Annotated in this window: 8 protein-coding genes; 6 read left to right on the top strand and 2 right to left on the bottom strand. The window is 56.5% G+C overall.

Annotated elements, in window-relative coordinates; all coding sequences use genetic code 11:
• Window positions 1–66 precede the first annotated feature (66 nt).
• The 3 genes from YBN1229_RS16320 to YBN1229_RS16310 all read left to right on the top strand — a co-directional run bounded on the left by YBN1229_RS16320 (window position 67) and on the right by YBN1229_RS16310 (window position 6642).
• Entirely contained in the window at window positions 67–1818 is a 1752-nt protein-coding gene (locus tag YBN1229_RS16320) for an NAD(P)H-dependent oxidoreductase subunit E (protein WP_046480712.1), read from the top strand.
• 63 nt (window positions 1819–1881) lie between these two features.
• The gene (gene fdhF, locus YBN1229_RS16315) at window positions 1882–4662 is read left to right on the top strand and encodes a formate dehydrogenase subunit alpha (RefSeq protein ID WP_046479283.1); all 2781 of its coding nucleotides are present in this window, start codon (window positions 1882–1884) and stop codon (window positions 4660–4662) included.
• 138 nt (window positions 4663–4800) lie between these two features.
• Window positions 4801–6642: an isocitrate dehydrogenase kinase/phosphatase AceK regulatory subunit gene (locus tag YBN1229_RS16310; protein ID WP_052744024.1), complete on the top strand. Its 1842-nt coding sequence runs from the start codon at window positions 4801–4803 to the stop codon at window positions 6640–6642.
• 53 nt (window positions 6643–6695) lie between these two features.
• Here the strand turns inward: YBN1229_RS16310 and YBN1229_RS16305 are convergent, their stop codons facing one another.
• Window positions 6696–8819, bottom strand: a complete 2124-nt coding sequence (locus tag YBN1229_RS16305; RefSeq protein ID WP_160298729.1) for an EAL domain-containing protein — start codon at window positions 8817–8819, stop codon at window positions 6696–6698.
• A 393-nt stretch (window positions 8820–9212) separates the two neighbouring features.
• Between YBN1229_RS16305 and YBN1229_RS18935 the strand changes: the two genes are divergently transcribed.
• Both YBN1229_RS18935 and YBN1229_RS16295 read left to right on the top strand, forming a co-directional pair.
• Window positions 9213–9365, top strand: a complete 153-nt coding sequence (locus YBN1229_RS18935; RefSeq protein ID WP_160298728.1) for a hypothetical protein — start codon at window positions 9213–9215, stop codon at window positions 9363–9365.
• 705 nt (window positions 9366–10070) lie between these two features.
• Window positions 10071–11195, top strand: coding sequence for a GGDEF domain-containing protein (locus YBN1229_RS16295; RefSeq protein ID WP_052744023.1), 1125 nt, complete (start codon window positions 10071–10073; stop codon window positions 11193–11195).
• Window positions 11196–11306: 111 nt separating this feature from the next.
• Here the strand turns inward: YBN1229_RS16295 and YBN1229_RS16290 are convergent, their stop codons facing one another.
• Window positions 11307–12983: a formate--tetrahydrofolate ligase gene (locus tag YBN1229_RS16290; protein ID WP_046500948.1), complete on the bottom strand. Its 1677-nt coding sequence runs from the start codon at window positions 12981–12983 to the stop codon at window positions 11307–11309.
• A gap of 240 nt (window positions 12984–13223) precedes the next feature.
• Here YBN1229_RS16290 and YBN1229_RS16285 point away from each other — a divergent pair, with 240 nt between their 5' ends.
• Window positions 13224–13421: a hypothetical protein gene (locus YBN1229_RS16285; protein WP_046478304.1), complete on the top strand. Its 198-nt coding sequence runs from the start codon at window positions 13224–13226 to the stop codon at window positions 13419–13421.
• Window positions 13422–13552 lie beyond the last annotated feature (131 nt).

Raw genomic sequence — 13552 nt, 5'->3', positions numbered from 1 at the left:
GATGCGATCCGCTGGTTCGAGAACTGGATCGCTTGAAGCGGGTTTAGGCACGAAAACATGAACGATATGACAATAAAAGGCGGTCACGGCAATGGCGGTGGCGGCGGACGTAAGAAGCCAATTCACCCCGGCGCAGGACGTCGCAACGCACTGTTGCATCCAAAAGGCCGTGTTCTCACGCCCGAGGAACTCGCGACGGTAAAGGGGCTGATTGGCGAAGGACCGTATGAGCGGCCGCTTCTTATCGAATATCTCCACAAAATTCAGGATGCCGAGGGCTGCCTGCCTGCCGGCCTTCTCCAGGGGCTGGCAGAACTCATGCGCGTCCCCATGGCAGAGGTTTATGAGGTTGCAACGTTCTACGCGCATTTTGACGTCGTCCCGGATGATGCTGAGCGTCCCCCGGCCGTAACCGTCCGCGTCTGCGACAGCCTCTCGTGCATGATGGCCGGTGCTGAACAGCTTATCGAAGCGCTTCAGTCCAAGGACGCACCAAATGTGCGCATCCTCCGCGCCCCGTGCGTTGGCTCCTGCCATACGGCACCGGTTGCACACGTCGGCCACCACCACGTCGACCACGCTACGCCCACGAAGGTGATGGAACTCGCGACCGGAGGCCATACGCATCCTGAGGTTCCCGCCTATCAAACACTCGAACAATATGTTTCCGAAGGTGGTTATGAGGTCTTGAAGGCCTGCCTCTCCGGCAAGCACACAGTCGAGGACGTTATCGCAACACTCTCTGATGGTGGGCTGCGCGGCCTCGGCGGCGCGGGCTTCCCAACCGGACGCAAGTGGACGTTGGTTCGGGCTGAGAAGGGTCCGCGGCTCATGGCCGTCAATGGCGATGAAGGCGAACCCGGAACCTTTAAAGATCGGCACTATCTCGAGACGCGTCCGCACCAGTTCCTCGAAGGTATGCTGATCGCGGCTTGGGCAGTAGAGGCCGAGGAAGTCTTCATCTACATGCGCGATGAGTATCAAGCTGTGCTTGAAATTCTGCGGGCTGAACTTCCCAAACTGCAGGCTGCGAACCTGGCTCCGCATACCAAGATCAACCTACGCCGCGGCGCTGGCGCTTATATTTGCGGCGAAGAAAGCGCCATGATCGAATCGATCGAAGGCAAGCGAGGGCTACCTCGTCATCGCCCACCTTACGTTGCTCAGGTCGGCATCTTCAATCGTCCGACGCTCGTCAACAACGTTGAGACGCTCTACTGGATCCCCCAAATCATCGAAAAAGGTGCGGGGTGGTTCGAGAACCAGGGCACCAACGGCGCGAAGGGCTTCCGGTCCTATTCCGTTTCCGGTCACGTCGCGAACCCCGGCGTCATCCTGGCTCCAGCCGGCTCGACAGCCAACGACTTGGTGCGTTTGTGCGGCGGCATGAAAGAAGGTCACACCTTCAAGGGCTACCTGCCGGGCGGCGCATCGGGCGGCATTCTGCCCGTGTCGATGGCGGATATTCCGCTCGACTTCGGCCAGCTCGAAAAGCATGGCTGCTTCGTTGGCTCGCACGCGGTTGTTATCCTGTCGGATAAGGACGATATGAAAGCTGTGGCCTTGAACCTCATGAAATTCTTTGAGGACGAGAGCTGCGGCCAGTGTACGCCGTGTCGTAACGGCACAGAGAAGGCGGTCCAATTGATGAGCCGGCCCAGCTGGGACAAAGAACTTCTCGATGATCTCGCGCAAGTGATGCGCGATGCGTCTATCTGCGGCTTGGGGCAAGCGGCATCGAACCCGCTGACCAGCGTCATTAAATTCTTCCCGGACGACATCGTTTCAGGCAGCCCCGCGGCGCCAGAACGGGACTAACGCAAGGGATAAGCAGCCGTCGCAATACGGCGAAACCAACTCCATTACGTGCTGAGATAGATCATGACCGATAAGATCACCTTTGAGCTCGATGGTAAGACCGTCGAGGCCGCGCCTGGCGAAACGATTTGGCAAGTCGCCAAACGCCACGGCACCTCAATTCCCCACCTTTGCTGGCTGCCGGAGCCAGGCTACCGCGCTGACGGCAACTGCCGCGCCTGCATGGTAGAAGTCGAGGGCGAGCGCGTTCTCACGGCGTCCTGCCAACGCAAAGTCGCCGATGGCATGAAGGTAAAGACCGCTTCCGAACGGGCGAAGAAAAGCCGGGAAATGGTCTTCGAACTGCTCATCGCCGACCAGCCTGCGAAAGAAGAAAGCCACGACCCATCGTCCAAATTCTGGAACTGGGTCGGCCAGATGGACATCGCCACGACGAGCCGCTTCCCAGGCGCAGCCGGCCCTGTCGCGGACAACACGCACTCAGCGATCTCGGTCCATCTCGACGCATGCATCAATTGCGGTCTTTGCGTCCGCGCTTGCCGCGAAGTCCAGATGAACGACGTCATCGGCATGGCCTACCGCGGCCACCACTCGAAGGTCGTTTTCGATTTCGACTCCGGAATGGGTGAATCAACGTGCGTTGCGTGCGGAGAGTGCGTCCAGGCTTGCCCGACCGGCGCTCTGATGGAAGCCAACCTGCTCGATGATGCAGGCAAACGCGTCGCTTACGAAGACCACTCCGTCGATACGCTCTGCCCGTTCTGCGGCGTTGGCTGCCAAACCACCGCACACGTCAAGGACGACAAGATCCTCTACGTGGACGGCCGCAACGGCCCGGCGAACGAAAACCGCCTGTGCGTTAAGGGGCGGTTCGGCTTCGATTACATCAGCCACCCAGACCGTCTGATGAAGCCGCTTATCCGTCGCGAAGGCGTCGCTAAAGACCCCAACATGCAGTTGCGTCCTGAAGACTTCGCAAAGGTCTTCCGCGAAGCAACTTGGGAAGAGGCTCTTGAGAAAGCCGCCCAGGGCCTTGTCAAAATTCGCGAAGAGAAGGGTGGTAACGCCATTGCCGGCTTCGGCTCGGCCAAAGGCTCAAACGAGGAAGCCTATCTCTTCCAGAAGTTTATCCGCCAGGGCTTCGGGACCAATAACGTCGATCACTGCACGCGTCTCTGCCACGCATCATCAGTGGCAGCGCTCATGGAAAGCGTGAGCTCCGGCGCTGTTACGGCTCCGTTCACGGCAGCTGGTGACAGCGACTGCATGATCGTCATCGGCGCCCGTCCCGCCCAAAACCACCCCGTCGCCGCCACCTATTTGAAGAACGCAGCCGCGCGCGGTGCAAAGCTCATCATTATGGACCCTCGCGGTCATAATGGTACGCTCGCACGTCACGCCTCGCACATGCTGCAGTTCAAGGGCGGCTCCGACGTCGCGCTCCTGAACGCTATGCTGAACGTGATCGTCACCGAAGGCTTGGTCGACGTTCAGTACGTTCAGGCACACACGGAAGGTTACCAGGCTCTCGAAAAGAAAATTCAGGAATTCACACCTGAAAAGATGGAGTCCGTTTGCGGAATCCCCGCCGAGACAATTCGCGAAGTTGCCCGCCTTTACGCAACGTCGCAGCGCTCCATCATCTTCTGGGGCATGGGGGTTTCACAACACACCCACGGAACAGACAATGCCCGTTGCCTGATCTCGCTGGCACTTGTGACCGGTCAGATCGGCCGCCCAGGTACCGGCCTTCATCCTCTCCGTGGCCAGAACAACGTCCAAGGTGCTTCCGACGCGGGTCTCATTCCGATGGTCTTCCCGGACTACGTCTCTGTGACTGATCCGGCGACACGCTCGAAATATGAAAAGCTTTGGGGAGCAGAACTCAATCCCAAGCCCGGTCTCACTGTCGTTGAAATCATGCACGCCATCCACGATGGCAAAATCAACGGCATGTATATCATGGGCGAGAACCCCGCCATGTCGGACCCTGACGTCCAGCATGCACGCGAAGCATTGACTGAGCTCGACCATCTCGTAGTTCAGGATATCTTCCTCACTGAAACAGCGTGGCATGCCGATGTCGTACTCCCGGCTTCCGCTCACGCCGAAAAGCTCGGTACGTTCACAAACACCAACCGCCAGGTTCAGCTTGGCCGCCCCGTCGTGCCGCTCCCGGGCGAAGCACGTCAGGACTGGGAACTCCTTCAAGAACTAGCTCAGCGCGTTGGACTGAATTGGGATTACGCCGGCGTCAACGAAGTGTTCGACGAAATGGCATCTGTCATGCCGTCGTTGGACAACATCACGTGGGAACGCGTCGAGCGTGAGGGCTCAGTCACGTATCCTTGTGATTCGCCCGACAAGCCGGGCAACGAGATCATCTTCGCATCATCGTTCCCGACCAAGTCCGGTCGCGCGAAGATTACGCCTGCCGACCTTCTCCCACCCGATGAGGTGCCGGATGACGAATATCCGCTGATCCTTACCACAGGCCGCTTGCTGGAGCATTGGCACACCGGCTCGATGACGCGGCGCGCAGCCACGCTCGATAGCCTGGAGCCGGAAGCTATCGCAAGCCTCAATCCGCGCGAACTCGCACGGCAAGGCCTGCAGCCGGGTGATGAAGTCGAAGTTTCGACACGGCGCGGCACAATCACTCTCAAAGCCCGCATGGATCGCGACGTTCCCGAAGGGATGGTCTTCATTCCATTCTGCTTTGCAGAGGCAGCCGCAAACATGCTGACGAACCCGAAACTTGACCCAATGGGCAAGATTCCGGAGTTCAAATACTGCGCAGCCAAGGTTGAGAAAGTTCGCGCACGCGTTGAGGCTGCGGAATAATCAGCTAAGATTGCGAACAGGCACCGACCTGTTCGCCAATTCAATGCGGCAGCCCGGCTGGGCTGCCGCATTTTTTATTTGAGCGCTTTTTTATTCCTCATCTGGCTACGTCGCGCCCCAACCGATAAGGACACAGCAATGACGGTCGCGTTTCAGGCCAGCTCATCCCCCGCATCTTTCATCCCGGTTGAGGAAGTCGCTCGCGACGCGCTCAGCGCACTACCCGAAGCCACAACACGAGAAGCTCAGGCGAGCCACATCGCCAATGCTATCCTGGCCGTCTTCGACAACTATTACGTCCGCTCGCGTCACATCCCCTATCTTGCCAAGGAAGCGTTCGAGACGCGTAATTGGCCGGAAACGACCAACCTGAGCCGTGAGCGTCTCGACATTTACGGGCGCAATCTCGACGCGTTGATTCCACTGCTAAAGCAATCGTGGCCCCAGTTCGCTGACGAACGCGGTTTTTGGGTTGAGGTTGAAGCGCAATATCTCACTCAAATTCGCGAGCGCTATGAAGCCGATCTTGCCTTTGCCTTCTTACGTTCAACGCGCCGCCTCATGCGGCAAGGTGAATGGGCGCCAGTCTCATATTTTGCCGGCAGGCAGAAAGAGATCGTTCCTCATGACAACGGCCCCACTGCCATACGTACGTTCACCTGTATTTGGCCCGTTAAAAACGAAACGGTAATTGATCTGCTGCAGGTGCCGGGCTTCAACGCGCCTTTCCGTGACATTGTCGATGACGCTCGGCTAATCGCAATGCGCATAAACGAGACACTGGAAGCCGCCACGAACAGCGACATTTCAGGCGCATCAATCACGATCGAAATGATCGATGGCGGCTTTTTCCGAAATCGTGGTGCTTATCTCGTTGGTCGCATAAAGCAACCATCTGGGCCCGACATTCCATTAGCCCTCGCATTGCTCAATGAGAAGGACGGCATATATGTCGATGCCGTCCTGTTCGAGGCTGATCGACTGCATTACGTCTTCTCTTCTGCGCTCGCCAACTTTCACGTTACCGCGGAAGCGTACCATCAGCTTGCGCACTTCCTCCATTCCGTCATGCCGAAGCGGCCCTTGGGCCTCCATTATTCGACGATCGGCTTCAATCACGTCGGCAAGGTCGCCGTCATGCGCGAGCTTCAAGCCGAACACAACACCGCCACCGAACAGCTCGATTTTGCGTTAGGCTTTCGCGGCACCGTGGCCATCGGTTTTTCAACGCCATCCTCGCGGTACGTCTTGAAGGTAATTCGGGATCAGCCCGCCGAGGGCTATAAGTGGGATACCTTTCCCGGCGTCGATGCCATACTTCAGAAATACCGGGCGGTACACGAGACCGATCGTGCGGGCTCCATGCTGGACAACATAATCTACGATAATGTCCGCTTGGACCGCGAATGGTTCACGCCGCAGCTGTTGCAGGAATTCGCCAACGCTGCGCCGGACAGCGTCAAGATTCTCCACCGCTATGTGCTATTCCGTCATTTGATCGTTCAAATGAAACTTACGCCCGTTCCCGAGTTTCTGAAAAAGGCATCTCCCACGGAAGCCAAAGCCGCCATACGCGAACTCGGCACTTGTATCGCGAATAATGCTGCGGCCAACATCTTCAACAAGGATCTCGACGCCCGCAATTATGGCGTCAGCCGAATTGGCCGCGTTTATCTATTCGACTACGATGCGGTGGAACCCCTCACAGGCATCAAAGTCCGCACAAACCTCGATCGTATCGAAGGCGAAGAGGACATCCCCGATTGGTTTTTCGAAAAAGGTACCATCTTCCTACCTGAGGAGATGCTGGTTGGACTTCGCGTCGACGACCCTGATCTGCGTCGCGCTTTTCGCGAAATCAATGGGGAACTAATGACAACAGCCTATTGGGAGGGGATGCAGCGCGCGCTCAACGCCGGTCTCGTACCAAAAGTGCGCGCTTATCCGACGCACATGCGCTTGCGCGCTTCTCGACACTAATCGCTCACCCAGAAGGCTGTGTCAGAGAACAATCACGGGGGCATCGTCTCTCGTCAGGCGTAAATTTTCCCCGCCCCCAAATCATCGCTCGACGGCGTATAAGCTGTAGCGGAGCCAGCAAAAATCATATCAACCGGCACTGGGCGCCCCAGCAGGTAGCCCTGCACCTTACTGCAGCCGATGCTCCTCAGGAGCGTGAACTGCTCTTCCGTCTCGACCCCTTCCGCCGTAACGTCCATACCGATAGCGTGCGCTAGTTCGACAATCGCTTTGACGATTGCAAGGCCACGGCCATTGTCAGTGACGCCGCTGGTAAAGCTCTTATCGATCTTCACCGTATCAAACGGATATTCCTTCAGATAACTCAGGGATGAGTAACCCATACCGAAGTCGTCGACAGCGATCCGCACACCGGCATGCCGTAACGCCAAAAGATTATGCTGCGTAATCGCATCATCCCTGAGCACAACAGCTTCCGTAATCTCAATCTGAGCGCGATCAGGCTCCAGTCCGCCTTCCTGCAAAAGCTTCAGAATGCGCTCGACAAAATCGTTATGGCGCAACTGCACCGGCGAGATGTTAATCGAAAGAAATGCATTCTCCGGGGCGCGCCGCATAGCCTGACAGGCTTGCCGGAATAATTGTCGTCCGATTGGACCAATAAGCCCCGTCTCCTCCGCAGCATCAATGAACTCGCCAGGCATCACCAGTCCTTTCGACGGATGATGCCACCGCGCCAATGCTTCGTACCCCACGGCGCGGCCATCATGTGTGTTAACAATCGGCTGGAAATAGGGCTCAAACTGATTCTCGATGGCCGCCGTCCGTAGTTCTGTTTCCAAAAGGCGCCGCTGCTTGACTTGCAGCATCATCTGCTGCGCGAAGATCCGATAAGCGTTACGTCCTTCCGCCTTCGCGCGATAAAGCGCAACGTCCGCGTCCTGCATAAGTACTTCCGGCGCGAGATCCGTGGAATGTGCAAGCGCAATACCGATACTGACCCCAATAACCAGTTCATGGCTGGCGACAAGATAGGGCTGAGACACTTCTTGTATAAGCCGGGCCGCAAGTTTGCTCGCGTCCTTAACGGCCTGGAGATCTTTGGCGATAACAGCAAATTCATCGCCACCGAGACGCGCAACAACATCTCCCTCGCGGCAGGTTCGCTTGATACGCTCCGCAACCTCGATCAAGAGCTTATCGCCGACCGGATGCCCGAGACTATCGTTGACTGATTTGAAATGGTCGAGGTCCAGCAACAGCAGCGCGAAGTTCCGATCCTCAGACGCAACCATCGATTCCAATTCGCGGAGCAAGCGCGCACGATTGGCCAGAGACGTCAACGAATCTGAAAGTGCCAACAGTTCGATCTGCCGGTCCTTCTTACGCTTCTCAGTGATGTCATCATGCGTAAATACCCAGCCACCGGTATTCATACGCTGACGCGTCACCAAAATGGATCGGCCATCCACAAGGTCATACACGCAACGGTTTGAAGGCTCCTCATCGAGACGCCCCCAATAGGTTGGCTCGGAAACACCGCCTTCGTCCCCATTCCGCACCGCCCAGAATCCGTTATCGACGCAAAGTATCACAACTTCTTTGAAACTTGCCTCCCGATCGCGAAGCTCAAACGGGAGATCGTACATTTTCAAGAAGTTGTCATTACAGACGACAAGATTTCCGCTACCATCGAACATACAAAGACCAATGCTCAGGTGTTCTGACATAGCCTGGAATCGATCATTGTTCACGGCGAGCGTAGAGTTTATGAGCCGATTGTTTTGCTCGACCAATACAAGAGATTGAAAGGCCGCATTGGAACGCAATTGAAGCATTGCGATCAGAATCGCCGCCAATGAAAGTAGTCCCGTCGCAATCGCGCCAATGCTGATTAAGCGCCGCTCTTCAAGACGATAAGAGGCAAGGTAGTCGTTCTTGCTGAGGCCAACCACCACTCGCAAGGGATATCCCATCACTGGTGCCACATCGATCATCTTCTCGGATGACATGAGAGTACGATGCACCGTGGGTCTGTCAGGTGGCGATGCTAGCAATCTCCTCCAGACCGGCGAATCCAACTTCCGGCCTATCGCCTTGCCGTCTTCGCCCACCTTTGCTCGGACGATGCCGTCCGTGCCGACAAGCATAATAACCGCATCATCACCCAGCCTCACGGAACCATACATTTCCGATAAAATCGCGGGATCAACCGCTGCAGTCGCGATCCCTCCTAAGAACCCGCTAGGCCCATTGATCCGGCGAGTCAGGAACAAAGACCACCGATATGTGAGCTTCGAAATCACCGGAACGCCGATGTGCAATCCGGATGCTGGATTGTCTAAATGGACTCGAATATGCGGCCGGCCACTCAAATCAATGAGAGGCGTATCCGTTCCTAAAAGTGAGGTCGCAACAAGCTGCCCTCTTGGATTCACAAGGGAGAGTCGCTCAACAGGTCGAGATTGTGGTCCCAGGCCGTACTTTGATCTCTCAATCCTGAGACTATCGATACCTGATGCAAGATCCGCTTCTACGTCATTTTTTAAAGAACGGAGCATCGTGTCTGCTTGACCGAACGTGCTCGCGGCGTGTTCGGCAAAGATCATCGCCACGTTATGCAAGTGGCGGGCTTCCGCAGCAATTTGCGACTCTCTGGTATTCTTCAGAATAAGCGCAATACCAATCCAGCACAGGCCGACAAGCGCAATGCAGAGCAATGACGGTACGTACCACGCCACAGAAAGTTTATTTTCTTCTCTTACGCGCACCATTTTGTCACTCTGCAGAAACGACCAGCAGCATAAGCTACATAGAGTGATGAAAATTTCTCTTAAGTTAGGAGGCGGGCAGATTATATTTGCGCCATTTCGACGAAAGCCAGCAACCTGAGCTGCCCAATTTACATCGAACACACGATGCCTGGATTGCCCTGGGCACACGGCAAATTAAATAAAAAGCCAATGCCAGAATTAAGAATTAGGTATTTTTTGAAGTTTGCGACAGCGAGCAAGCGATGAACAAACGTCATCATATAATCGTCAAAGCAGACCGCCGTACGGGTGAATGGATCGAAGGAACGATCGAGTACACTGGCCTCGTAGACTTGCATGAGCACATGCGGAGAACGGATTCTTCCGGCTCATTTCACACAATGCATTATTTAACAAAAGACATTGCGGGAAAAATATTCACCGACACAGGAGTGGATTTAAATAATGAAATAGACGTCGCCGTAACGATACGGCGCGCCGACAAAAATTAGGTCGCAGGAAGATGGTTCGTATACAGAAATAAATTGGCCTGATTACTTTTTAGCCATACACCTGAAATCTCAAGAGCTTCTTGGTTACCAGCCTTTAACCATATCTATGTATACACGCATAATTTATAGTATATAGCTATCCTCAAAATCGGAGATATATTGATTGACCGTACGCTTTTCCAATCCCCTGCCGCTGCTTGTGTCGGGAGCGATATTTTTAGCTATTTTATGGGCGTCTCTCCTTTTGTCTCCGGGCTGGCTTCCGGTGAGTGTGAACGCCTTGACGTTTGGATTGTTATCGCCAGCGATCTGGGAGGTATCCAACAGCGTTGGTCAGACACAGACGATCCGCTATGTCGAAAGCCCGAACTCTCTTGTTTTTATCCTGAGCCTGTTCACACTTAGCGGCGCGGGACTTTACTTCGCTACAAAGCGCTACTTGGGCAACGCAGAGGAGGGAAGCCGTCAGGAGCTCTCGGCAAGCCAGCGTGAACTCGCAAAAGACATTCGCGCCGAGGGCCTGCGTCTGGATGAAGAACTCGTCCAGAATATAAAGTGGATCCAGACATTCTTGCGCGCGAACGAAGAATTCTCAAGGTCGCTGAAAGACGCGCGCACCAAGCTCGAACGCTCCAAATCTGCCAACAAGACCGACGTCGTAATCACTTTTCTGCTCGCCAAGAATTCTCTGATGCAGAAAGAGTCTGCCGACCTCAAGCAACGCCTCACCACCTCCCAGCAACAGATCGAAGAACTCCGCGCGAAGCTCGCGCATGCTTTGGATCAGGGCATGCGTGACCCCTTGACCGAGCTTGGAAATCGCCGACGCTTCGATATCACTTTGGCCCAGGAAGCTGCACAAGCGCAGGCCAAGGGCTCAAAACTTTCTCTCGTGATCTGCGATCTGGATCATTTCAAGCATATCAACGATAAATTCGGCCATCAGGTCGGAGACAGCGTGCTTCAACTATTCGCTTCGCTGCTCGTTAAAAATATTAAGGGCCGCGATACGGCAATTCGCTATGGCGGCGAAGAGTTTGCTTTAATCCTCCCCGAGACGGGTATTGAGGGGGCTAAACACGTGACCGAAAATATTCGTTCCGATTTGGAGGCAAGCAGCTGGCGGGTAACAACCACCCGGCAACCCATCGGCAAAATCACGGCATCATTCGGTCTCGCCGAACTGAAAACCGATGAAGACATCCAACAGCTCATCAAACGCGCCGACCGACATCTCTACATCGCAAAAGAAAGCGGGAGAAATCGGGTCGAGCACAACGGCGCCTGAACAAAGCATGTTTCGTAAAGGAAAAACCGGCTTCAAGAAAATCGTTAAAGCCGGTCACAATTGATAGAGCTCGGAGGAAGAGGCGCTGCTGCGCCCCTCCCCGGCTTTGGGTTAGCTCAGGTTCTCGATATGGCCCTGATTATTGAGGCGGATGGCTTCCGCTGAGGGCACGCTCGGCAGGCCGGGCATGCGCATGATGTCACCCGCGACCGCGACGATGAATTCCGCACCCGCCGCCAGGATCACTTCACGCACGGGCACTTCGTGGCCCGTTGGCGCACCGCGCAGGTTGGGATCGGTCGAGAACGAGTACTGGGTCTTGGCCACGCAGATCGGCAGATGGCCGTAACCGGCGTCCTGCAGATCCTTGAACTGCGCCTTGACCGACGCCGAGGCGGTAATGCCCGAAGCCCGGTAAATTTCCGTGGCGATGGTGTTCATCTTGTCCCACAGCGGCATGTCGTCGGGGTACAGCGGCTTGAAGTCCGCCTGGCCCGAATCCGCCAGCTCCGCGACGTAGCGGGCCAGGTCCTCGATACCGGCGCCGCCGTTTGCCCAGTGCGAGCACAGGAACGCCTTGGCGCCGACCGATTCAGCCGCTTCCCGGACCGCATCGATTTCCGCATCCGTGTCCGTGATGAACTGGTTGATGGCAACCACCGGCGGCAGACCGAACTTGCGCATGTTTTCGATGTGACGCTTGAGGTTCTCGCAACCCTTGGCCACCGCCGCGACGTTCTCGCCCTTGAGATCGTTCTTGGCGACGCCGCCATGCATCTTCATGGCGCGCACCGTCGTCACGATGACGGCGGCATCCGGCTTCAGACCGGCCATGCGGCACTTGATGTCGAGGAACTTCTCAGCGCCGAGGTCCGCGCCGAAGCCGGCTTCGGTCACGACATAGTCGGCGAGCTTCAAGGCCGTCTTGGTGGCCAGCACCGAGTTGCAGCCGTGCGCGATGTTGGCGAACGGACCGCCGTGGATGAACACGGGGTTGTTCTCTAAGGTCTGCACCAGGTTCGGCATCAGCGCGTCCTTGAGCAGCACGGTCATAGCGCCGTCCGCCTTCAGATCCCGCGCCAGCACCGCCTTCTTGTCGCGCGTATAGCCGACGACGATGTTGCCGAGGCGGCGCTGCAGATCTTTGAGGTCGCTGGCAAGGCACAGGATCGCCATCACTTCCGAGGCCACCGTGATGTCGAAGCCGTCCTGACGCGGGAAGCCGTTGGAAACGCCACCGAGCGAGTTGACGATCGAGCGCAGCGCCCGGTCGTTCATGTCGATGACGCGGCGCCAGGTGATGCGGCGCTCGTCAAGGCCGAGCTTGTTGCCCCAGTAGATGTGGTTGTCGATCATCGCGGCGAGCAGGTTGTTCGCCGACGTGATGGCGTGGAAGTCGCCGGTGAAGTGCAGGTTGATGTCTTCCATCGGCACGACCTGGGCATAACCGCCGCCGGCCGCGCCACCCTTCACGCCGAAGCAGGGCCCGAGTGAGGGTTCGCGCAGGCAGCTCATCGCCTTCTTGCCGATGCGGTTCAGACCATCGCCCAGACCGACCGTCGTCGTCGTCTTGCCTTCGCCAGCCGGCGTTGGCGAAATCGCAGTCACCAGAATGAGTTTGCCATCGGGGCGATCTTTGACGCTGTTGATGAACTCGGCCGAGATCTTCGCCTTGTAAGGTCCGTAGTTGAGCAGCGCGTCACCCGGCACCGCGATCTTCTCGCCCACCTGAGAGATCGGCTTCATCTTGGCTTCGCGTGCGATCTCAATGTCTGACTTGACGGTCATGCGTTGTCTTCCTCCGCAATTTTTCTTTTCGGAAGGCTGCGCTGAGCGAGCCCTCCAAATCGGTCAAACGAATTTGTCTGTGTTTTAAAGGGTAAGGAATGGTTCGCCCTATGGCAGTCGCGTGCACGACGTAGCTCGTGTGTCGCTTGCCTGCCGGCTATGGTCGCGATCTGCGCCTTGCCAATGTCGCCTGGCACTGGGGCGCGGTGAATTCCGCGCGTCGTGGGGAGCCTTGGTCTGGTGGTGGTGTCGGCGGTGCTCAATTACCGCTTGGGTATTCGCCTTGGCGGGCAGGATGAGGTGGAACGGCACCTTTACGGCAATGGTCTGGCGTTCTGGCGTGCGGACGCCATGCAGGTGGAACACCATCTGCGCGGTTGGGGCGCGGGCGATGTCAGACCCAGTGCGGACGCCGGTTGGCGGCCATCGGTGACGTGATGGTTGGCTCCTGCTGGACGATCACCGCTTACGTCTGCTTATCAGTGCATCGTGTAAAAAGATGCTTCTCAGCATTCTCGACAACAACGGTGTTCCAATCTTCCGGATGACTAGAAGTAATCGGACGGCGC

Origin of the sequence: Candidatus Filomicrobium marinum, from assembly GCF_000981545.1 — a bacterium.
Taxonomy (GTDB): Bacteria; Pseudomonadota; Alphaproteobacteria; order Rhizobiales; family Hyphomicrobiaceae; genus Filomicrobium; species Filomicrobium insigne.
The sequence above is the reverse complement of the archived record's forward strand: the minus strand, read 5'-3'. Positions and strand labels throughout refer to the sequence as shown.

Coding starts and splice junctions, on each gene's coding strand:
- YBN1229_RS16290 (WP_046500948.1), bottom strand. CDS start 12,983: ATGACCGTCAAGTCAGACATTGAGATCGCACGCGAAGCCAAGATGAAG.
- fdhF (WP_046479283.1), top strand. CDS start 1,882: ATGACCGATAAGATCACCTTTGAGCTCGATGGTAAGACCGTCGAGGCC.
- YBN1229_RS16310 (WP_052744024.1), top strand. CDS start 4,801: ATGACGGTCGCGTTTCAGGCCAGCTCATCCCCCGCATCTTTCATCCCG.
- YBN1229_RS16320 (WP_046480712.1), top strand. CDS start 67: ATGACAATAAAAGGCGGTCACGGCAATGGCGGTGGCGGCGGACGTAAG.